The following is a 21,255-nucleotide window of genomic DNA, read 5'->3' as shown; positions in this document are numbered from 1 at the left end:
TTACATGCTCATGGCCCCCATACTGATACTGGTGGTTTCTTCCTCCTGGGCAGGTTTCCCGGCCAAAACGTCGACAATGCCTTGGTGAATTTCTTCCCCACGGACGTTTTTTCTATAAATTTTGCCTCCCTTGTCGATAATCAAGATGAAAGGAATGCCTGAGAACTGGTATAAATCCATCACTTCTTTGCCTGCATCTGTTGTCCAACCTTGTTTCCATGCCATATTTTCTTCTTTCATGGCTTTCAACCATGCTTCTTTCTTTGCATCGATGGAGACACTTAAAAACTCAACTCCCTTGCCCTTGAATTCTTCATAATACTTCTTCAAGTTGGGTATTTCCTGTCGGCACGGACCGCACCAGCTGGCCCAGAAGTCAATAACGAGCACTTTGCCCTTGAAGTTAGCCGGTTTTATGGTTTGGTTTTTAATGTCTTTAACCTCAAATTCAGGAGCTGTAGCACCGACCTTTACACGCTCTGTTCGCATTTTTTGTTCAGCGATTTCCTTGCGATAGTTGTCTGACAATTGCTTGGCAACAGGAGAAACGGCTGCCAATCGGGTTAACGTGTTTTCTATCAGTTCCTTATTTTCATCGTAGTCCAACCTTGAGATGGCTGCCATCACGCTGTTTCGGTCTGCATAGGATTCTGCGAAAAAGCGGCAATAGGCTCTGAAATCGTCACCCATGAAATCGTATAATGACATCGTCAGTTCCTTTCTGTTCTCTTCGTCGGCAAACTTTGCGGCGTATGTCTTTTGTGAATAGGCAATCATCGCCTGATAATTGCGATATGCCATGAAGTTGATAAGATTCATCAGTTCATTATTCTTTCCACCCCTGATATAGACAAATGGTGGATTTTTCACCTTGATTTTGGCCGTGTCTTCACCTCTGAAGTCAATGTCGAGATTTTCATCTTCCAGCCAGATATTGACATCTTGCCATTCACCACAGTTTACAAAAGCTTCGCCCGGCTCCTCTACAGGTACTGTCAGCTTGTAGTTTTGTGTAGTAGGATCGACCTTTGTCTCTGCCAAAACCTTCTTCCCCGTACCATAATATTGGTAAACGCTGACTTTAAAATCATCGTTGATGAACTTTACATGGCCTTTAATGGTCACTGTTTTTTGTGCAAAAGCACACATGGAAGATAGCAACAAAAGTGCTAATACCAATTCGAAAGATTTCTTAATCATACTCTTATAATATAATTTTAAGTTAATGTAATTTGCATAGAAAGAAAAGAGATACATTCTCTTTTTCATGGTTGGGTATATGAAATGTCTAAATTAGCAGTTATCATGGTTTGATATATGAGATACCTATACTTAGAACCCTAAATGTTGTATTTTGCGGATAAATGTATGTAAAAAGGAAATATGATACAAAAAAACGGCATTCTGTTTATGAAAAATATTTATTATTTAACTATAAAAAACGCCTCATGCAGTTTTTAACTCGTCTTTCACATATTTAATTATATAGAATAGTATCATAGGGTTATGCCTGTAATTTACGGTTTGTCACTACTCTTCTTCATTTGTAAGTTCTTTCATTCCTAAAGCGATGGGACGTGCGAAACTTCGGTAAAATAAATAAAAAAATGCTTTCAATACTTTGAGGGTATTCTGAAAGTTATTATATTTGCACAGAAGAATTGGAAAATAGTTGGATTTTACATAGTGAATCCAGATAAAAGATATTTTTTTGATTTGTTTTAGTAGATTAGTTTTTAAGTAGTTTGTTTATGAAAATCGGTTGTCGGGATGACATCCGATTTTTTTATATATTCGTTTTGATTTTCCGTGTGATTATATTACTTTTGCACTATGGAACGGCATGTTCCTGTTTCTTTCCATATCTGGCTGTTGGATAGAATCGGTTGATGGAAAGGAACAGAGGTAAAGAATCTTGGTATGCAGAAACTTTTGGATTTATATAAGAGCTGGACGGGGCAGGAGCCGGCTCAAGTGGAGAAACTTCCGGGTGCGGGTAGCAATCGCGAGTATTTCCGTTTCACGGCTGCCGACGGTTCTTCGCTTATTGGTGTGAAAGGGACGAGCAGGGATGAGGATCATGCTTTCATCTATCTGGACCGTCATTTTGCAGCCCGAAAGTTGCCGGTTCCACAGGTGTTGGCGGTTTCCGATGACGAATTGTGCTATCTGCAGACCGATTTGGGACGTCGTTCCTTGTTCGACGCCATCAAGGGGGGGCGCGATGCCGGCGGCCGCTACAACCAGAAGGAGAAAGAACTGCTGAGGCGCACGATTGTCGCCTTGCCCGAAATACAGATTCGTGGCGCACGCGGCTTGGACTGGTCTAACTGTTATCCGCAACCCGAGTTCGATAACGATAGTGTCTTGTTCGATTTAAACTATTTCAAATATTGCTTTCTCAAGGCCACGGGGCTGGATTTCCACGAGTTGAAGTTGGAAGCCAACTTCAGAATGTTTGCCAAGGATTTGACTTCGGAAAGCAATGAAAGCTTCCTCTATCGTGACTTCCAGGCGCGCAACATCATGCTGGACGAGAACGACAATCCTTATTTCATAGACTTTCAGGGTGGCCGCAAAGGACCGTACTATTATGACTTGGCCTCATTCCTGTGGCAAGCTTCCGCCAAGTATCCGTTCAAGCTTCGTAGGGAGCTGATTTTCGAATATTACAACTCTTTGAAGAATTATACAGAGGTTCCGTCGGAACGCCACTTTGTCGAACGACTGAGCCTCTTTGTGCTTTTCCGAACGTTGCAGGTGCTTGGCGCATACGGCTTTCGGGGCTATTTTGAGCGCAAGAACCACTTCCTTGATTCCATTCCGCCGGCCATGCAGAATCTGCGGGAGCTGCTGCGGATGAATCCCGAAGTTTTCCCCTATCCTTATATGATGGAGATGTTGAAGCGTCTGTGCGACCTGCCGCAGTTTGCCGTGCAGGCGCCACACGTGAATCCACGTGCCGACGGCTTCAAGACCACCAGCTCCAACGTCTACGCGGCCCACCCCCAAGACGGTCCGGCAACCTTCTCCAAGTATGACGGAAAGGGCCCCTTGGTCGTGAAAGTGTTCAGTTTCTCTTATCGCAAGGGCATTCCGGAAGATGAATCGGGCAATGGCGGAGGCTATGTCTTCGACTGTCGAAGTACCCACAACCCTGGCCGTTACGAGCCATATAAGCAACTTACAGGACTGGACGAGCCTGTCATTCGATTTCTGGAGGACGATGGAGAGATATTGAAGTTTCTGGACAGCGTCTATCAGCTGGCCGACCACCATGTCGCCCGCTACATCCAGCGTGGCTTTACCAGCCTGATGTTCTCTTTCGGATGTACCGGCGGTCAGCACCGCAGCGTCTACAGTGCCCAGCATTTGGCCGAACATATACACGAAAAGTTTGGTGTGGAGGTGAAAATCTGCCATCGTGAGCAGAAGATAAGCAAGACTTTGGAGGCAAAATAAGCCTTTGACACTTTCAACAAGGATACAAGCGACCATAAAAAGATATTTACGACAATGATGCAGGCGATGATTTTTGCAGCCGGAAAGGGCACAAGGCTGAAGCCGCTGACCGATACAATGCCCAAGGCACTGGTAGAGGTGGGGGGACAGCCGCTCATTCAGCGGGTCATCCTGAAGCTGAAAGAGGCAGGATTCAGTCATTTGGTCGTGAACGTGCATCACTTTGCCGGCCAGATCATAGACTTTCTGCAAGCCCATGACAATTTCGGACTTGACATCAAGGTCAGTGACGAAACCACAGGATTGCTGGAAACGGGTGGCGGAATCAAGAAAGCCTGTCCCTTGTTTCGGTCGGACGCCCCCATCCTGATACACAATGTCGACATTCTGAGCAATGTGGATTTGCACAAGTTCTATACGCTGGACCCATTGGTGGCAAGCCGAGGCTTCGGCGAATCCCCACGACAAGTCGGAGCAACCTTGCTCGTGAGTTGGCGGGAGACGCAGCGTTATCTCATATTCGACCGGGATATGCTGCTGGTAGGCTGGCTTCATTTGGGAACAGGAGAGGTGAAGAGTCCACATGGCTGGGTGCGGGCGGCGCGAATGCCCCGAACGGCAGAAGAGTGCATGCGGATGAATCGGCAGCCGGCAGCCGCGCTTTCGGAACAGCCCATCCTGAGATTCTACGCCTTCTCGGGCATTCACAGTTTCTCCCCGACACTGTTTCCGCTGATGGCCGACTGTCCCGAAAAGTTCCCCATCATAGATTTCTACCTGCAAAACTGCCACAAACAACCCATACGCGGCTATCTGAAAGAAGATCTGCGACTGATGGATGTGGGAAAACTCGATACACTGAAAGAAGCTGAAAGTTTCCTGACAACACTGTGACGGGGGAACTTCCAGCTTGTTTCTTTCAGACGAAGCCTTTCCAACCAATTGAATTTCATAATTTTGCAATCATATAAATTCTTAACAACATGCAACAGAAGATTATAATTCTTGACTTCGGTTCCCAGACGACGCAGCTCATCGGGCGTCGTGTCCGCGAACTGGACACCTTCTGCGAAATCCTTCCTTACAACAAGTTTCCCAAGGACGACCCTGCCGTCATCGGCGTGATTCTGAGCGGTTCGCCTTATTCCGTCCATGATCCGGAGGCTTTCAAGGTGGACTTGTCGCAGTTTGTGGGCAAATATCCCGTGCTCGGAATCTGCTATGGCGCCCAGTTCATTTCATACGCGAACGGCGGCAAGGTGGAGCAAACAGGCACACGGGAGTATGGCCGTGCCAATTTACGGCAGTTTGACAAGGAGAATCCTCTGTTTAAAGGCTTCGAAGACGACTCGCAAGTATGGATGAGCCATGGCGATACGATAACGGCCATTCCCAGCGACTGCCATGTGATAGCCAGCACGGCCGACGTTCGCTTCGCAGCCTATGCCAGTACCAAGTATCCCTTGTGGGCCGTGCAGTTCCATCCGGAGGTGTTTCATTCCACACAAGGCACCCTGTTGCTGAAGAATTTCGTGGTGGACATCTGCAAGAGTAGGCGGGAGTGGAGCGCGGCGTCGTTCGTTGACAGCACGGTGGTAGACCTCAAGGCTCAGCTGGGCGACGACCGTGTCATCTTGGGGCTGTCCGGTGGCGTCGACTCTTCGGTCTGCGCAACCTTGCTGAACCGTGCCATCGGCAAGAACCTCACCTGCATTTTCGTCGATCACGGCATGCTTCGCAAGAATGAATTCAAGAAAGTGATGGCGGCATATGAGGGCTTGGGGCTCAACGTGATAGGTGTTGACGCCAGCGAGAAGTTCTTCAAGGACTTGGAAGGCGTGACCGATCCCGAGAAGAAACGCAAGATTATCGGCCGTGACTTTGTGGAAGTGTTCAATGCAGAGGCCAAGAAGATCACCGACGCCAAGTGGCTGGCGCAGGGTACCATCTATCCGGACCGCATCGAAAGTCTCAGCATTACCGGCATGACCATCAAGAGTCATCACAACGTCGGCGGGCTTCCCAAGGAGATGAAGCTGCAGTTGTGCGAGCCGTTGCAGTGGCTTTTCAAAGACGAGGTGCGCCGGGTGGGCAACCAACTCGGCATGCCCGAGCGGCTGATTAAGCGCCACCCGTTCCCCGGCCCGGGCCTGGCAGTCAGAATCTTGGGCGACATCACCCGTGAGAAGGTGCGCATTCTGCAAGACGCCGATGACATCTATATCGAGAACATGCACAATTACACCATGCCCGACGGCACCAGTCTCTACGACCACGTGTGGCAGGCTGGCACCGTGTTGCTCTCCACGATTCGTTCGGTAGGGGTGATGGGCGACGAGCGCACCTACGAACACCCGGTGGCATTGCGCGCGGTGACAAGTCAGGACGCGATGACTGCCGACTGGGCGCACCTTCCTTACGATTTCATGGCCAAGGTGAGCAATGAAATAATAAATAAGGTGAAAGGTGTAAACCGTGTTTGCTACGACATCTCTTCCAAGCCACCTTCGACAATAGAGTGGGAGTAAGCCTATGAATTTTGGTCAGCAGACCGGCGACTATCGTCGGGAGGAACTCATACGCAAGCTGGAACACAGCATAGAGCGGCTTTCACTGGCAGAGTTGGAGGCGCTCTATTATGATATGGTGACGAAAGATCACGTGAAATAAATGGACAATCACCAATATTATACATCCCGTCATGAAGCGTTGGCGGGTATAGTGGCCCGTCTCAAACGGCGAAACCGCGTTTTCATCCTGACGGAAATCTTGTTTTTCTGCCTCTTTATCGGTGGGCTGGCAGCCTATGTCGGCACGCCGCTGGGGTGGACGGCCTTGCTCCTGTCGGGCTTGTCATTGGCTTGTTACGTAATCGCTCGGTTGCTCGATGGGCGGAATGCCAGGCGGATAGCCGACAGCGAGAACCTGCAGCACGTCTATCAGCATGAGTTGGAGGCGTTGCAAGGCGATTACAGCCACTTCGACGACGGGCGGGATTTCGTGGACTATCACCATCCGTTCACGTTCGACCTTGATGTCTTCGGCCCGCGGTCGCTCTATGCACGCATGAATCGCAGTGTGACAAGCGGTGGAAGGCGTTTGCTGGCAAGCTATCTGTCTTTTGAAAAGATATGTTTTCAGCCGCGGGAAGTGGCGTTCTTCAGCCGACAGTTGGCTTTCATGGACGAGTTTCAGGCGTTGGGGCAGGAGCGGAAGACCGACACGCTGGGAATACTGGCGTTGCGGAACATGATGGAAGGGCTGCCGTTGCCCGCTTGGATGGGGCGGATGTGGGCAAAGTTGCTGGCCTGTTGCATGATAGGACTTGTCCTTTCATCTGTCGTTTTGGCCGTTTTTGGCGTGCTGGAAGCCACCTTCCCCCTGTTCTACGCGACGCTCCAGTTCTTTCTCGTCTTCCTGCTTTGCAACGCAAACGCACGTTCCATCGGCCGTCAAACCGATTTGTTGCATCGTGAAAGCGAAGGCTTTGTGCGATTGCTGCGCCTTTGTGAGCGCCAGCAAGCATGGCCGGAGTCGATGGAGTCGGAAGTGGAGGAGTTGCGAAAGGCCATGAAGTCGGCACGACTGTTGGAAGATTTCATCCGTCGACTCGACCGGCGGGGCAACATCCTGGGCCTCTTCCTGTTGGACACCTTTCTTTTGAATGATTTCTTCTTGATTCGCGATTATCTGAAGTGGCGTGATGATTTTGTCTTGCATGCCGAACGCTGGGTGAATGCGCTGAGCCATGTCGACGCCTTGGTGTCCTTGGGGCGCTTTGTCTACAACCATCCGGCGGCCGTGCAGGCCGAAGTGGTGGAAAGCGAGACGATGGTTTATGAAGCCGAAGGCCTCTTCCACCCATTTCTTGGAGCAGAGGCTGTGACGAATGACTTTGCCATTCCCGACGGGAGTTATACGATTGTGACCGGTGCAAACATGGCGGGCAAGAGCACGTTCCTGCGCACGCTTGGTATCAATTATGTCCTGGCGCGCAATGGCATTCCCGTTTTTGCGCGCAGGATGAAGGTTTCGCGCTTCAATCTCTTCAGCAGCATGCGCACAACGGACGACCTGGCGGAAGGCATTTCCTATTTCAATGCGGAACTGTTGCGGCTGGAACAGTTGGTTCATTTCTGCAAACATCCTTCCTATTGTGAGGGGCTGCCCTCGGAAGAGCAGCACACATTGATTATTCTGGACGAGATATTGAAGGGGACCAACTCGTTGGACAAGCTCAACGGATCGCGTCTTTTCCTGGAACGGATATGCAAGTTGCCTGTGTCGGGTGTCATTGCGACGCACGACCTGGAGCTTTCCAGGCTTTCGGAAGAGCGTCCCGACAGGTTCCGCAATTATTGTTTTGAAATAGAATTGGGCGAGAATGTCACCTATTCCTACCGCATCACGCCGGGAGTGGCCCGCAACCAGAACGCCACCTACCTGCTGAAGCGGGTGCTGAAGGTGATAGAAGAATGACAGGAAGGTGTGTGCTTGTCCTTGAAGGCTTGTAGCCGCCCCTGACTCCCTGCGCCGATGACGATGCGGATATCGTCATGGAGCGTTGGGGGCAAGCAGGGAAGGAGAGAAAATAGATGCCTGGTGCAAACGAAGACAGACCAGTCGGGGGAGGATGAACCTGTCCGACTGGTCTGAATTGCAATTGTTCTTTTGCGACTTATGCTTCCTTGTCGTACTCCAGATGGAAGTTGATGATGGTCTCAATGCCCTTCAGCCAGAGGTCTACGGGCATGTTCTCGTTCGGCGAGTGGATGGCGTTGGACTCCAAGCCGAATCCCATGAGGACGCTCTTCGCACCAAGGAGTTTCTCGAAGGTGGAGATGATGGGAATGCTGCCGCCGATGCGCACCGGCAGCGGACGCTTTCCGAAAACGGTCTCGAAGCCGCGCTCGGCTGCCTTGTAGGCGGGGAAGTCGATGGGGCAAACGTAGCCGTAGCCGCCGTGGTGCATCTCCACTTTCACGCTGACCGTGGCGGGCGCAACGCGGTTGAAATAGTCTGCGACCAGCCGGCCGATTTTCTGGTAGTCCTGGTTGGGTACGAGACGTGACGACAGCTTTGCGTAGGCCTTGGATGGGATGACGGTCTTGGCGCCGTCACCTGTGTAGCCGCCCCAAATGCCGCATACGTCGAATGAAGGGCGATAGCCGGTGCGCTCGATCGTGCTGTAGCCTTCCTCGCCGAAGAGCGCCTTCACGCCGATAGACTTCTTGTACTCCTCCTCGTCGAAAGGGATGGACGCGACGAGCTTGCGTTCCTCGGCCGATGTCTCGGCCACGTCGTCGTAGAAGCCCGGAATGCGAATCTTTCCGTCGGACCCCGTTACGTCCGCGATGAGCTTGCAGAGCACGTTGATCGGGTTGGCGACGGCGCCACCGAAGCTCCCTGAGTGGAGGTCGCGGTTCGGACCGGTAACCTCTATCTGCCAGTAAGCCAGGCCGCGCAGGCCGGTTGTGATGGATGGTACGTCCGGCGCGATGATTCCCGTGTCTGAAACGAGGATGACGTCACACTTCAGCAGCTCCTTGTGCTCCTCGATGAATGGCGTAAGACTGCCGGAGCCAATCTCTTCCTCGCCTTCCAAGATGAATTTCATGTTGTGTTTCAGCAAGTTCTGCCTGTTGAGATACTCAAACGCCTTGGCCTGCATGAACGACTGTCCCTTGTCGTCGTCGGCGCCGCGTGCCCAGATGTGCCCGTCCTTGATCACCGGTTCGAAAGGTTCGGTCTTCCAAAGCTCGAACGGTTCTGCCGGCATCACGTCATAGTGGCCGTACACCAGGACGGTCTTGGCGTCGGGGTCGACCGTTCTTTCGGCGTAGACCATCGGATTGCCCCTTGATGGCATCACCTCCGCTCTGTCAACACCTGCCTGCAAGAGCAGTTCCTTCCAGCGTTCGGCACAACGCGCCATGTCCTCCTTGTGGGCAGGTTGCGCACTTACGCTCGGTATGCGTATCAGACTGAACAGCTCGTCGAGCATTCTCTCTTTATTCTCTTCTACATATTTCTTTATCATAGTCGTTTGATGGTTGTGATTTATATTGTCGTTACTTGATGGTAGTCCGTTCCTCCATTGTCTTTGTGGAAATGGCTGTCGGACGGTGAGGGCGCAACTTCCTCTTCAACGGCACCGAACGGATGGAGTTGCGCCTCTCGTAAAGTCCCGCCCGAATGGTCATCTGCTCGCAAATGTAAGCATGATTTATGACTTTTGCAAGTTTTTTTGTCGGTTTTTACCAGTCTCATGGGGCTTCCGACACGCTCCTTTGGACTTTCGGTTGGCCTGGAGACGGCCTTGCAAAGGCTGAAAAGGGGGTGCCGTTTCAAGCTGATGGCACATTGGTTGCGGACAAGAGATTCAGCGCGGTTTCCTGCCCTTTGCCTTGTCATCGAGTGATGGCAAAGGTTTTGGCCTTTATTTTTGCGATGATGATAGGCCAAAGCATGGCTTTCCCGATCAATTTGTTGCCTTTCCATCTCATGAAAGCACAGCGATGGCGATGCAAAAGCACAGCGGTGGCCGAGTGAAAGCACAGCGATGGCCGAGTGAAAGCACAGCGGTGACGGGGTGAAAGCACAGCGGTGGCGGGGTGAAAGCACAGCGATGGCCGAGTGAAAGCACAGCGGTGACGGGGTGAAAGCACAGCGGTGACGATGCAAAAGCACAGCGGTGGTCAATGCGAAGACCATCGATAAAAGCCCGAACCTGCATGAAAAAAGGTTCGGGCTTGCGTTTGTATGGGAATGAAAGAGGTGTGGCTACTGCTTTTTCAGCAAGTCTCGGATTTCCGTCAGCAGCTTTTCTTCTGTCGTCGGGGCCGGTTCCGGCGCGGGGGCAGCCGTCTCTTCGGCTTTCTTTTTGGTCAGTTTGTTGATTCCCTTCACGAGAAGGAACACGCAGAAGGCGATGATGACGAAGTCGAAAGCCGTCTGGAGGAAATTGCCGTAGTTGATTGTCGCGGCTTCCATCTTCTCGACACCGGGAATTTCCATCGTTGGGAGCGTGAACTTCAGGTCCGTGAACTTGACGCCGCCGATGAGCCACCCGATGGGAGGCATGATGATGTCGTCTACGATGGAACTTACTATCTTGCCGAAAGCACCTCCGATGATTACGCCGACAGCCATGTCGACCGCATTTCCTTTTACTGCAAATTCTTTGAACTCATTGATAAACTTGCTCATAAATATGTTTGGTGTTAAATGAAAAACGGCGTTTGCAACCTGGAGATTACACTCTGTTGACAAACGGTTTGTTTTCGCTTCTAAAAGTATTTGTTTCCTCTGCTTTTTACTTAATTTAATACACTTTGCGAGTGCAAATATAGAAATAAATTCGTAACTTTGCGCTTGTAAAAAAGAAAAAGTACAGGTTTTCGATAAATACGTGGATTTTAATCTGTTTTCGGCTTGTAGTTTTATCAATGTAGACTTTACGGAGATTATTTATATTCTTATATAAACTTTATTAAATAACAAATTAAAATGACAAATGTAGCTATTAACGGCTTTGGCCGTATTGGTCGTCTCGCATTCCGTCAGATGTTTGAGGCTGATGGTTATGAAGTTGTTGCCATCAACGACTTGACAAGTCCCAAAATGCTGGCTCACCTCTTGAAGTATGACACTGCCCAGGGTGGTTTCGCAGGCAAGTTCGGCGAAGGCAAGCACACTGTTGAGGCAACGGAGAACTCTATTATCGTTGACGGTAAGGAGATTACCATCTACGCTAAGCCAAACGCAGCTGAACTTCCTTGGGGCGAACTCAATGTAGACGTTGTTCTCGAATGCACCGGTTTCTATACTTCTAAGGAGAAGGCTTCGGCCCACCTTGCAGCTGGTGCCAAGAAGGTGGTCATCTCTGCTCCCGCAGGCAACGACCTTCCGACCATCGTTTACAACACCAACCACAAGACGCTGACTCCGGCTGACACTGTTATCTCTGCTGCTTCTTGCACGACAAACTGCTTGGCTCCCATGGCTGCTGCCCTGAACGCTTACGCTCCCATCCAGTCGGGTATCATGTCCACCATCCACGCTTACACCGGCGACCAGATGATTCTCGACGGTCCGCAGCGCAAGGGCGACCTCCGTCGCTCACGTGCAGGTGCCTGCAACATCGTTCCCAACTCGACGGGTGCTGCCAAAGCCATCGGTCTTGTAATCCCCGAGCTGAACGGCAAGCTGATTGGTTCTGCACAGCGCATTCCCACTCCGACAGGTTCTACAACGATCCTGATTGCTGTTGTGAAGGGCAAGGATGTTACTGTTGAGGGTATCAACGCTGCCATGAAGGCCGCTACAACCGAAAGCTTCGGCTATACCGAGGATCAGATTGTTTCTTCTGACATCATCGGCATGCGCTTCGGCTCTCTCTTCGACGCCACTCAGACGATGGTAAGCAAGATCAACGACGATACTTATCAGGTGCAGGTTGTTTCTTGGTATGACAACGAGAACTCTTACACTTCTCAGATGGTTCGTACCATCAAGTATCTTGCAGAGTTGAAGTAATAAGACTTCACTTACTTGAAATAATATCCCTGTCGGTTCTGCCGGCAGGGATTTTTTATTATCTTTGTGCCATGAAGAAACTTCTGACGATACTCGGCCCTACTGCCAGCGGAAAAACGGAATTGGCCGCCCACGTGGCGTATCGCTTGGGTGGTGAAATCATTTCTGCGGATTCCCGTCAGGTTTATCGTGGCATGACCATCGGAACCGGCAAGGACTTGGAAGACTATACGGTGCAGGGGCGGAGCATACCCTATCGTCTGATAGATATATGTGACGCAGGCACCAAATACAACCTGTTTCGTTATCAAGAGGACTTTATGAGGGCCTACCAAGACATGACGGGTAGGGGCGTGCAGCCAATACTTTGTGGGGGAACGGGCCTTTATATCGAGTCGGTATTGAAGGGCTATCGGCTTTCTCCTGTACCGCAAAATCCAGAACTCCGCGCGGATTTGGAAGGAAAGACCTTGGACGAGTTGACTTCCATCTTGCTGAGGTTGAAGGAAAGGAATGGAAGTAACATGCACAATAGGACGGATGTGGATTCGTGCCAGCGGGCGATTCGAGCGATAGAAATAGAAACTTATAATTCAAAGAACCCACAGCCGCGAAGAGATTTCCCTGCCATCGATTCTATAATAATAGGTGTCGGAATAGAGCGGGACGCGCGTCGGGCAAAGATTACGAATCGATTGAAGCAGAGGTTGGCTGCCGGCATGATAGACGAGGTGCGTGGACTGCTGGAGAAGGGCGTTTCTGCGAGGGACCTTATCTATTATGGCTTGGAGTATAAGTATGTGACCGAGTATGTGACGGGCAAGACCACGTATGAAAAGATGTTCGGCGACTTGGAAATCGCGATTCATCAATTTGCCAAGCGGCAAATGACGTGGTTTCGGGGGATGGAGCGTCGTGGCTTTAAGATTCATTGGATAGACGCCCAGCTTCCCATGAACGAAAAAGTGGATGTGGTGTGCGGCTTGTTGGAAACCAGGTCAACCCAGCTTTGAAGTCTTTTGCAGTTTCTCAATGTCTATGAGCTTGATCTTGCGCCCGTCGATGGCGATGATTTTGTCATAGGCCAAGGCCGAAAGAGTTCGTATCGCGTTGCTGGTCGTCATGTTGGACATGCTGGCCAAATCCTCTCTGCTGAGATATATGCTGAGTGTATATCCGTCTTCTTCGAGGCCGTAACTGTCTTTGAGAAACAGCAGGGCCTCTGCCAATCTGCCTCTGATGTGTTTCTGTGTGAGGCTGACTGTCCGGTCGTCGCTGTAACCTAACTGAACGGAAAGATAATGGATGAAAAACAAGCTTACGTTGAAGTTTTCCTTCATCAGGTCAAGAATGACCGACATTGGGAAGAAAGCTACGGCTGACGCTTCGAGCGCGGTTGCCGCCGTCTTGTAGTGTTCTTTGGCAAAGTAGGCCCTGAATCCAAAAAAATCGATGGGTTTGATGACACGAATGATTTGATTTCTACCGCCGATACCGTCTTTATGGATTTTGACTTTGCCGTGGACAAGGCACATCATGGAGTTGGGGTTGTCAAAGTCTTTGTAAATGATTTCATTCTTTTTGAAATACTTCAACTCCATATTGTCTGACAAAGACTGACGCTGAAGGTCTGTCAACGGTGCCCAAAGGTTGCCGATTGCTTCCACAACCTCTTCTTTTTGTACCTCGTTTCTTGAAATCATATCCTGCTGTTGATGTATAAATCTCTTGCTTGCAAAATTACGAATTTAGGTTGATATAAGTATATTTCTTTACGAAAAATATTTTCTATAACATGTTTTCTGGCTTTATTTCGAATTAATCACATTGTAATTTTGTTATCAACAAATAATATATTACTTTTGAAAATAGAAGGGGCTGCTTTTTGCAAGTCTGCCCCAAGAGTGTAAATTACCTTTTTTAAACGTTTAAAGCCTTAATATATAGAGAACTATGAGTTATTTGCGATTTGAAAAAGCACTGATGACGAACCTCGAAGAGTCTCTTCCAAGGGAGTTGTTGCGTACAAACCGTTCCGGTGCCTATTCATGTTCTTCTATTGTCGACTGTAATACGAGAAAATATCATGGGCTGTTGGTCGTCCCGGTTCCGGAACTGGACGACGAGAACCATGTGCTGTTGTCTTCTATGGATGTTACGGTCGTGCAACATGGAGCTGAATTCAATCTGGGACTACACAAGTATCAGGGCAACAACTACAGCCCCAAGGGGCATAAGTACATCAGGGAATTTGACTGTGACAAAGTCCCAACTACTTTATATAGGGTAGGTGGAGTAATCTTGAAAAAGGAAGTTGTCTTCCAACATTATGAAGACCGCATTCTAATTCGCTATACTTTGGTGGATGCGCACTCTGCAACGACGCTGCGATTCAGGCCGTTTTTGGCATTCAGGAGTGTGCGCCAGTTTACACATGAGAATGGTGTCGCCAGCAGAGACTACCAGCAGGTGGAAAACGGAATCAAGACTTGCATGTATGCCGGCTACCCCGATCTCTACATGCAATTCAGCAAATCTAATGAATTCATCTTTGCTCCTGATTGGTATAGGGGTGTGGAATATCCGAAAGAGCAGGAGCGAGGTTATGCTTCAAATGAAGATTTATATGTTCCCGGCTATTTCGAAATGCCGATAAGGAAGGGTGAAAGCATTGTCTTTTCGGCTTCCACGTCTGAAATAAAGGTTTCAAAATTGAAGAAACTTTGCGAAGATGAAGTGGAAGAGCGCAGTCCGCGTGACAATTTCTTCCATTGTCTTGTCAACGCCGCCCATCAATTCCATTTGCGCATGAAGAATGATGACCGCTATATCCTGGCCGGTTATCCTTGGTTCAAGTGCAGGGCGCGCGATACTTTCATAGCACTTCCCGGATTGACGCTGTCGATTCAGGAGCGCGACTACTTCGAATTGGTGATGCAGACTGCGGAACGTGGCCTCAGAGAGTTCATGGAGGAGAAACCGCTCACTGTAAAAATGTATGAAATAGAGCAGCCGGATGTCCTGTTGTGGGCCTTTTGGTGCATCCAGCAGTATGCCAAGGAAGCGGGAAAAGAGGTCTGCCAGAAGAAGTATGGTCGTCTGTTGACCGACATGTTGCGTTACATCGGGTCGGGAAAACATCCCAATCTCAAGCTTGATGACAACGGATTGCTTCGGACAAACGGGAAGGAACACCCTGTCACATGGATGAATTCCACGGTCAACGGCAAGCCTGTAGTCCCACGCACAGGGTATATTGTAGAGTTCAACGCACTCTGGTACAACGCCTTGAAGTTCGTTGCGTCGCTGGCCGCATTGGAGCAGAATGCCGAAGAGGCAGCCCGGTTGGAAGAAATGGCAGAGCGTTGCAAACGCTCTTTCGTAGAAACATTCCTGAATGAGTATGGTTATCTGTTCGATTATGTGGATGGAAACATGATGGATTGGAGCGTACGCCCCAACATGATCTTTGCCGTTGCGCTCGACTATTCACCTTTGAACCTGGAACAGAAGAAAAATGTATTGGATATATGCACGCGCGAGCTGCTGACTCCCAAGGGACTTCGTTCGCTTTCTCCCAAGAGCGGAGGGTATAATCCTTTGTATGTCGGTCCGCAGAACCAGCGTGACTATGCCTATCATCAGGGGACGGCCTGGCCATGGCTGGGCGGTTTCTATATGGAAGCCTGTCTGAAATTGTACAAGCGCTCACGACTGAGCTTTGTCAACCGCCAGTTGGTCGGTTACGAAGATGAGATGACAAACCTTTGTTTGGGAACGATTCCAGAGCTGTTCGACGGCAATCCCCCCTTCAAAGGGCGAGGGGCTATCTCTTTTGCCATCAATGTGGCGGAGATACTGCGCACGCTTGAGTTGATAGAGAAGTTTGATTATTAAAAGGAGGAACTGAGATGAAAGTATTAATGTTTGGATGGGAGTATCCTCCTCATGTGTTCGGTGGCCTTGCAACAGCGAACTTTGGTATCACGGAAGGTCTGCACGCGCAGGGAGACGTCGACATAACGCTGTGTTTGCCCAAGCCTTGGGGAGACGAAGACCATAGCGCCGCCAATATAGTGGCAATGAATTGCGTGCCGATTGCTTGGCGCGATGTGGATTTTGACACGGTAAAGAGCCGTGTAGGGCATGTGATGGATCCTGAATTTTATTACCGGTTGCGGGACCATATCTATGCCGATTTCAATTACATGAATGTGAATGATTTGGGTTGTATGGATTTTGCGGGAGGCTATCCTTCCAATCTGCACGACGAAATCAACAACTATTCGGTCATAGCCGGTGTGGTGGCAAGGACAATGGACTTTGACATTATCCACGCCCACGACTGGCTCACCTATCCGGCAGGCATTCATGCCAAGCAGGTGAGCGGCAAACCGCTCTGCATCCATGTCCATGCGACGGACTTCGACCGCAGTCGCGGACATGTCAATCCGACCGTTTATTCGATAGAAAAAGACGGGATGGACAACGCCGATTGCATCATGTGCGTGTCCGAGCTGACCCGGCAGACCGTCATCCATCAGTATCATCAAGATCCCCGCAAGGTCTTTACCGTCCACAACGCGGTCTATCCGTTGGTGAAAGAGTTGCAGGACCTGCCACGCCCCGACCATCACGGCAAGGAGAAGGTCGTCACGTTCCTGGGACGGCTTACCATGCAGAAGGGGCCGGAGTACTTTGTGGAAGCCGCCAACATGGTGTTGCATCGCAGTCGCAATGTCCGGTTCTGCATGGCAGGCTCCGGCGACATGATGGACCAGATGATTTATCTGGCCGCAGAGCGGGGAATCGCCGACAGGTTCCACTTTCCCGGCTTCATGCGGGGCAAGCAAGTCTATGAATGTCTGAAAGATTCCGATGTCTATGTCATGCCTTCCGTCAGCGAACCGTTTGGCATTTCTCCGTTGGAGGCCATGCAGTGCGGAACCCCGGCCATCATTTCCAAACAAAGCGGCTGTGCGGAGATCTTGTCCAATTGCTTTAAAATAGATTATTGGGACATCCAGGCAATGGCCGATGCCATCTACAGTATCTGCCATAACGAAAGTTTGTTCACCTATTTGCAGGAGGAAGGCAAGAAGGAAGTCGACCAGATCACTTGGGAAAAGGTGGGCTTGTGGATACGGGAACTTTACGAACGAACCCTCGGATGGCGATGATCCGACGGCATTTCCACGTCGGCGATTTACAAACGAAGGTTTGTCTGCATGAAACAAAAACTCTATCACCTTTTAATTCATCATCTATCATTATAGATAACTAATCACATTACCACAATGAAAACAATCTGTTTATATTTCGAGATACACCAGAGCATTCATCTGAAGCGTTATCGTTTCTTCGACATCGGCACCGACCATTATTATTATGACACTTTCGAGAATGAACGCTCCATCGGCGACATTGCCGAACGCAGTTATATCCCTGCCCTGAACACCCTGTTGGCCATGATACAGGAGCATGGCAAGTATTTCAAAGTAGCCTTCTCGTTGAGCGGCGTGGGCATTGAGCAGTTGGAACTGCATGCGCCGCAGGTCTTGGAGAAGCTCCAGCAGCTCAACGAGACCGGTTGCGTGGAGTTCCTCGCGGAGCCTTACTCCCACGGCTTGTCTTCTTTGGTCAACGAGGAGAGCTTCGCCCACGACGTCAAAAAGCAATGCCAGAAAATCAAAGAGTATTTTGGCCAGGAGCCGAAGGTGCTGCGCAACTCCTCACTGATCTACAGTGACGACATCGGACAGCAGGTGGCTCAAATGGGTTTCAAGGGAATGCTCACCGAAGGTGCCCGCCACGTGCTTGGCTGGAAGTCGCCGCACTACATTTACCATTGCGCTTTGAACCCCAAACTCAAGCTCCTTTTGCGTGACGTGAGGCTGAGTGACGACATCTCCCTGCGCTTCAACAACAGCGATTGGGACGGCTATCCTTTGTTTGCCGACACCTATGCAGACGAGATAGCCCGTCTTCCGGAAGAAGAACAGGTCATCAACATCTTCATGGAACTGTCCGCCTTGGGCATAGCGCAACCGCTTTCCAGCAACATCTTGGACTTCCTGAAAGCATTGCCGGCCTGCGCCAAGCAGCGTGGCATTACTTTCTCCACCCCGACGGAGATATGTATGAAGCTCAACAGCGTAGGCGAATTGAATGTACCCGACACGTTGAGCTGGGTGGACGAGGAGCGAGACATCAGTAGTTGGCTCGGAAATCCGATGCAACGCGAGGCCTTCAACAAGCTCTACAGCGTCGCCGACCGCGTGAGGATTGCCAACGACCCCCGCATCAATCAGGATTGGGACTATCTGCAGGCCAGCAACAACTTCCGCTTCATGACCACCAAGCCGAGCAATGTCGGGCTTGACCGCGGCATTTACAGCAGTCCTTTCGACGCGTTTACAAACTATATGAACATTCTCGGCGACTTCATCAATCGCGTAAATTGCCTCTATCCCGAGGAACTTGACAACGACCAGCTCGAAGCCATGCTGACAACCATCAACAACCAAGGCGACGAAATCGAGGTGAAAGACAAGGAAATTACGCGTCTGCAAGCCAAGATTGCCAAATTGGAACTGGAGGAGCTCAAGCTCCGCGAGAAGTATGAAGGTGGAAAAGCCACAGCTTCCAAAGCGGCCAAGAAGCCTGCAAGCAAGGCGTCGACAGCCAAACCGAAGGCCAAGCAGCCCGTTGCCAAGAAGGTGGTGAAGGCCGACGAACCGACAGCGTGAAGCCAAGTGAAGTGTTAAATCCAACATTTTTCTTGCTTTTGTCGATTATATGGTTTATATTTGTCCCACACTTATGATTTCGTATTTATTTTTTTTGAACGAAATCGTCCCTCGAGGTTGGTAGCTTCCTGCACCAACCTCTTTTTTATGGCTTATATTTCACAAGTCTGTGGGCGAGATATAATAAGTGGGCCGACAATCCGTTATCCAGATAGCATGTATATGTCATGCCGAGTTTTATGTGCTATTCAATTCAATTGTTTCTAAAACACCATGCCTATGAAGTATTCTACTCCTGAAGACGTTTCCTTTCTGCTTCCCGAATCGACGAGTCCGGCCCGCCAGACACTTGACTTTCTACGCCACATCGCCAGAATGTGTCAGGTCGGTGGCCGTTCCGGACGAGTCCTTTCGATGAAGGTCAATTAGTGTCAACTTGCTTATATTCCATATTCCCAACAACATTCAAGATGAAAACACTTGTTTCCCCGTCGCTGCTGTCTGCCAATTTCATCGATCTCAAGTCCGAGATCGAGATGATCAATCGGAGCGAAGCCGATTGGCTCCACATGGACGTGATGGACGGGGTGTTTGTTCCCAACATATCCTTCGGCTTTCCTGTCATCGCAGCCGTGGGCAAGTATTGCACGAAGCCGCTTGATGTGCATTTGATGATCGTCCAGCCCGAAAAATACATCCGACAGGTGGCCCAGACCGGTGCCATGATGATGAACGTACACTACGAAGCCTGCACGCATCTGCACCGTACCATACAGGAGATACATGCCACAGGGATGAAGGCCGGCGTGACGTTGAATCCATCGACGCCCGTGAGCATGCTCGAAGACATCATCGCCGACGTGGACATGGTGCTGCTCATGAGCGTCAACCCTGGCTTTGGCGGGCAGAAGTTCATAGAAAACACAATCAAGAAGGTGGTCCGGCTCAAGGAACTGATAAAGCGTTCGGGCAGCCACGCCTTGATAGAGGTGGACGGCGGCGTGCAAGCCGAGACGGCGCCACGGCTGGTGAAGGCCGGCGTGGACGTGCTCGTCAGCGGCAGTTTCATCTTCAAGAGCACCGATCCGCTGTCCACCATTTCCATCATGAAGAATCTGCCTCGCTGAGGTCGGTCGTCTTTTGAAGCCAGAAAAGCCGACACTGCACGCAATGGGCAATGTCGGCTTTCATTCGTTTGTTCGCGTTCTTCACCGCGGTGTGCGGCGTGTCTATTCCACCTGTAGATGGATGCGGTTGTCCCTCACCATCCGGCGCATGTTGAGGATGGCGTAGCGCATCCGTCCCAGCGACGTGTTGATACTGACATTGGTCAGTTCGGCGATTTCCTTGAACGACAACTGCTGGTAAAAACGCATGTAGACCACCTCGCGCTGTGGCGCGGGCAACTGTTCCATGATGTTTTTCACGTCGTTCATCACCTGTGTGTTTACGAACACCTGCTCGACGCAATCGGTCAACACCTCGCTTGTCTTGAGCTGTTCCAGTTCATGTCCGTCCGTATCTACGATTTTCTCCACCTTCGCCAGCCTGAAATTGTCCATGATGATGTTGTGGGCAATCCGCATGATCCACGCCGAAAACTTGCCATTGACGGTGTAGCGGCCTTGCTGCAGCGTGCTGATGACCTTGACGAACGTCTCCTGGAAGATGTCGTCGGCCAAGTTGTGGTCGCGTACCACGAACATGATGTAAGAGAACAGTTTTGTCTGGTTGCGTTCCAACAGCAAGTCAAAAGCCTTGTTGTCACCTTCGATGTAGCGCAGAGCCAACTCCTCGTCGGTCATTCCTTCAAGATTCTTCATTTCCTCGATGTGTAGTTTCTTTGCGTAGAGGTGTCTCGATAGGCGTTTTCTTTGTTAGGATGTGAATAAAAAAATGTCTGCGGCCTTGCCCCGGTCCGTCGCCGTGTCCCCGCTGCCGTTCCCCTGTTTTCCAAAAGGATGGCTTTTCGCCGCTCAAAGCAGCCCTTTCACATGTCGAAAGGCCTGCTTTTGCAAGCCGAAAGGGTAGCTTTCGCCGCCCGAAAGGCCTGCTTTTGCAACGCGGCCGTCGGCCGGTGAATCCCTTGCAAGGCATTGTAACGTAAAGCAAAGGTAATTATTATTATCTTCATTCACAAATTTTTACCTAATATTTTACTCTTTTGTCGTTTGTACCGGTCGCCTTCTCGACTTTTTCGTTGGTCTTTTGTTGAAATCATCATGCGCGGATAGAAGCATAGGAGGGCGTGTGATTATGAAATGGAAGATTTTTCTCAAAAAACATAAGGAAACATTTGTCAGATTAAAGAAAAGCAGTATATTTGCATCCGAAGATCAAATCACGGACAAGATGAACATGAATCAGACAACATCATGGTGGTGGCGCAACTCAAGATTGGAAAGTCGTGAGTAGCGAAGCCGTGTGTTGGTATTCATCCGCACCATAGATAGAGGCCTGCCGCACTTGCGACAGGCCTCGTTTTATTTCTCCTGTCTTTGAACAA

At 50.1% G+C, this 21,255-nt stretch carries 18 protein-coding genes; 13 read left to right on the top strand and 5 right to left on the bottom strand.

Annotated features, from left to right (window positions below):
* On the bottom strand, positions 1–1,200 hold the full coding sequence (locus K334_RS13195; protein ID WP_161625367.1) for a TlpA family protein disulfide reductase: 1,200 nt from the start codon (positions 1,198–1,200) through the stop codon (positions 1–3).
* Between the two features lie 720 nt (positions 1,201–1,920).
* On the opposite strand from K334_RS13195, the gene K334_RS0101095 reads away from it, so the two are divergent.
* From K334_RS0101095 to K334_RS0101075, 5 genes are all read left to right on the top strand, one after another.
* Positions 1,921–3,462, top strand: coding sequence for a RapZ C-terminal domain-containing protein (locus K334_RS0101095; protein ID WP_025881317.1), 1,542 nt, complete (start codon positions 1,921–1,923; stop codon positions 3,460–3,462).
* A gap of 54 nt (positions 3,463–3,516) precedes the next feature.
* Positions 3,517–4,356 carry a sugar phosphate nucleotidyltransferase gene (locus K334_RS0101090; RefSeq protein WP_025881319.1) on the top strand — a complete coding sequence of 280 codons (840 nt, stop codon included), beginning with the start codon at positions 3,517–3,519 and terminating at the stop codon, positions 4,354–4,356.
* Between the two features lie 89 nt (positions 4,357–4,445).
* Positions 4,446–5,990, top strand: a complete 1,545-nt coding sequence (guaA, locus tag K334_RS0101085) for a glutamine-hydrolyzing GMP synthase (RefSeq protein WP_027444379.1) — start codon at positions 4,446–4,448, stop codon at positions 5,988–5,990.
* Between the two features lie 4 nt (positions 5,991–5,994).
* The gene (locus K334_RS15055) at positions 5,995–6,132 is read left to right on the top strand and encodes a hypothetical protein (protein ID WP_169712449.1); all 138 of its coding nucleotides are present in this window, start codon (positions 5,995–5,997) and stop codon (positions 6,130–6,132) included.
* A complete protein-coding gene (locus K334_RS0101075) occupies positions 6,133–7,941 on the top strand; it encodes a MutS-related protein (protein ID WP_027444378.1) in 1,809 nt (602 codons plus the stop codon).
* A 199-nt stretch (positions 7,942–8,140) separates the two neighbouring features.
* Here the strand turns inward: K334_RS0101075 and K334_RS0101070 are convergent, their stop codons facing one another.
* Positions 8,141–9,502 carry a dipeptidase gene (locus tag K334_RS0101070; RefSeq protein ID WP_027444377.1) on the bottom strand — a complete coding sequence of 454 codons (1,362 nt, stop codon included), beginning with the start codon at positions 9,500–9,502 and terminating at the stop codon, positions 8,141–8,143.
* Between the two features lie 188 nt (positions 9,503–9,690).
* Between K334_RS0101070 and K334_RS0101065 the strand changes: the two genes are divergently transcribed.
* The gene (locus tag K334_RS0101065) at positions 9,691–10,014 is read left to right on the top strand and encodes a hypothetical protein (RefSeq protein ID WP_025881321.1); all 324 of its coding nucleotides are present in this window, start codon (positions 9,691–9,693) and stop codon (positions 10,012–10,014) included.
* Between the two features lie 231 nt (positions 10,015–10,245).
* Here K334_RS0101065 and mscL read toward each other — a convergent pair whose 3' ends face one another.
* The gene (gene mscL, locus K334_RS0101060) at positions 10,246–10,671 is read right to left on the bottom strand and encodes a large-conductance mechanosensitive channel protein MscL (RefSeq protein ID WP_025882148.1); all 426 of its coding nucleotides are present in this window, start codon (positions 10,669–10,671) and stop codon (positions 10,246–10,248) included.
* 300 nt (positions 10,672–10,971) lie between these two features.
* On the opposite strand from mscL, the gene gap reads away from it, so the two are divergent.
* Positions 10,972–12,000, top strand: a complete 1,029-nt coding sequence (gene gap / locus K334_RS0101055; RefSeq protein WP_021590489.1) for a type I glyceraldehyde-3-phosphate dehydrogenase — start codon at positions 10,972–10,974, stop codon at positions 11,998–12,000.
* 71 nt (positions 12,001–12,071) lie between these two features.
* Positions 12,072–13,013: a tRNA (adenosine(37)-N6)-dimethylallyltransferase MiaA gene (gene miaA / locus K334_RS0101050; RefSeq protein WP_025882150.1), complete on the top strand. Its 942-nt coding sequence runs from the start codon at positions 12,072–12,074 to the stop codon at positions 13,011–13,013.
* Here the strand turns inward: miaA and K334_RS0101045 are convergent.
* On the bottom strand, positions 12,999–13,703 hold the full coding sequence (locus tag K334_RS0101045; protein WP_025882151.1) for a Crp/Fnr family transcriptional regulator: 705 nt from the start codon (positions 13,701–13,703) through the stop codon (positions 12,999–13,001). The two genes, miaA and K334_RS0101045, sit on opposite strands and share 15 nt — an antisense overlap.
* A 250-nt stretch (positions 13,704–13,953) precedes the next feature.
* Here K334_RS0101045 and K334_RS0101040 point away from each other — a divergent pair, with 250 nt between their 5' ends.
* The 5 genes from K334_RS0101040 to rpe all read left to right on the top strand — a co-directional run bounded on the left by K334_RS0101040 (position 13,954) and on the right by rpe (position 19,876).
* Complete coding sequence (locus tag K334_RS0101040) at positions 13,954–15,897, top strand: glycogen debranching enzyme N-terminal domain-containing protein (protein WP_027444376.1); 1,944 nt, start codon at positions 13,954–13,956, stop codon at positions 15,895–15,897.
* A 14-nt stretch (positions 15,898–15,911) separates the two neighbouring features.
* Positions 15,912–17,180, top strand: a complete 1,269-nt coding sequence (locus K334_RS0101035) for a glycosyltransferase family 4 protein (protein ID WP_021590432.1) — start codon at positions 15,912–15,914, stop codon at positions 17,178–17,180.
* Between the two features lie 117 nt (positions 17,181–17,297).
* Entirely contained in the window at positions 17,298–18,749 is a 1,452-nt protein-coding gene (locus K334_RS0101030) for a glycoside hydrolase family 57 protein (protein WP_025882153.1), read from the top strand.
* A 279-nt stretch (positions 18,750–19,028) separates the two neighbouring features.
* Positions 19,029–19,178, top strand: coding sequence for a hypothetical protein (locus K334_RS14670; protein ID WP_154655511.1), 150 nt, complete (start codon positions 19,029–19,031; stop codon positions 19,176–19,178).
* Between the two features lie 41 nt (positions 19,179–19,219).
* On the top strand, positions 19,220–19,876 hold the full coding sequence (gene rpe, locus K334_RS0101025) for a ribulose-phosphate 3-epimerase (protein ID WP_021590460.1): 657 nt from the start codon (positions 19,220–19,222) through the stop codon (positions 19,874–19,876).
* Between the two features lie 102 nt (positions 19,877–19,978).
* On the opposite strand, the gene K334_RS0101020 is transcribed toward rpe, so the two are convergent.
* A complete protein-coding gene (locus tag K334_RS0101020) occupies positions 19,979–20,572 on the bottom strand; it encodes a sigma-70 family RNA polymerase sigma factor (protein WP_025882154.1) in 594 nt (197 codons plus the stop codon).
* Positions 20,573–21,255: the final 683 nt, after the last annotated feature.

Source organism: Segatella baroniae DSM 16972 = JCM 13447 (assembly GCF_000426585.1).
Classification (GTDB): domain Bacteria; phylum Bacteroidota; class Bacteroidia; order Bacteroidales; family Bacteroidaceae; genus Prevotella; species Prevotella baroniae.
The sequence above is the reverse complement of the archived record's forward strand: the minus strand, read 5'-3'. Positions and strand labels throughout refer to the sequence as shown.

Bases quoted from the DNA above. Each gene is read 5' to 3' on its own strand.
- K334_RS0101070 (WP_027444377.1), bottom strand. From the start codon at position 9,502: ATGATAAAGAAATATGTAGAAGAGAATAAAGAGAGAATGCTCGACGAG.
- guaA (WP_027444379.1), top strand. From the start codon at position 4,446: ATGCAACAGAAGATTATAATTCTTGACTTCGGTTCCCAGACGACGCAG.
- K334_RS0101095 (WP_025881317.1), top strand. From the start codon at position 1,921: ATGCAGAAACTTTTGGATTTATATAAGAGCTGGACGGGGCAGGAGCCG.
- K334_RS0101065 (WP_025881321.1), top strand. From the start codon at position 9,691: ATGACTTTTGCAAGTTTTTTTGTCGGTTTTTACCAGTCTCATGGGGCT.
- K334_RS0101090 (WP_025881319.1), top strand. From the start codon at position 3,517: ATGATGCAGGCGATGATTTTTGCAGCCGGAAAGGGCACAAGGCTGAAG.
- K334_RS0101040 (WP_027444376.1), top strand. From the start codon at position 13,954: ATGAGTTATTTGCGATTTGAAAAAGCACTGATGACGAACCTCGAAGAG.
- K334_RS14670 (WP_154655511.1), top strand. From the start codon at position 19,029: ATGAAGTATTCTACTCCTGAAGACGTTTCCTTTCTGCTTCCCGAATCG.
- mscL (WP_025882148.1), bottom strand. From the start codon at position 10,671: ATGAGCAAGTTTATCAATGAGTTCAAAGAATTTGCAGTAAAAGGAAAT.
- rpe (WP_021590460.1), top strand. From the start codon at position 19,220: ATGAAAACACTTGTTTCCCCGTCGCTGCTGTCTGCCAATTTCATCGAT.
- miaA (WP_025882150.1), top strand. From the start codon at position 12,072: ATGAAGAAACTTCTGACGATACTCGGCCCTACTGCCAGCGGAAAAACG.
- K334_RS0101075 (WP_027444378.1), top strand. From the start codon at position 6,133: ATGGACAATCACCAATATTATACATCCCGTCATGAAGCGTTGGCGGGT.
- K334_RS13195 (WP_161625367.1), bottom strand. From the start codon at position 1,200: ATGATTAAGAAATCTTTCGAATTGGTATTAGCACTTTTGTTGCTATCT.
- gap (WP_021590489.1), top strand. From the start codon at position 10,972: ATGACAAATGTAGCTATTAACGGCTTTGGCCGTATTGGTCGTCTCGCA.
- K334_RS0101035 (WP_021590432.1), top strand. From the start codon at position 15,912: ATGAAAGTATTAATGTTTGGATGGGAGTATCCTCCTCATGTGTTCGGT.
- K334_RS0101020 (WP_025882154.1), bottom strand. From the start codon at position 20,572: ATGAAGAATCTTGAAGGAATGACCGACGAGGAGTTGGCTCTGCGCTAC.
- K334_RS15055 (WP_169712449.1), top strand. From the start codon at position 5,995: ATGAATTTTGGTCAGCAGACCGGCGACTATCGTCGGGAGGAACTCATA.
- K334_RS0101045 (WP_025882151.1), bottom strand. From the start codon at position 13,703: ATGATTTCAAGAAACGAGGTACAAAAAGAAGAGGTTGTGGAAGCAATC.
- K334_RS0101030 (WP_025882153.1), top strand. From the start codon at position 17,298: ATGAAAACAATCTGTTTATATTTCGAGATACACCAGAGCATTCATCTG.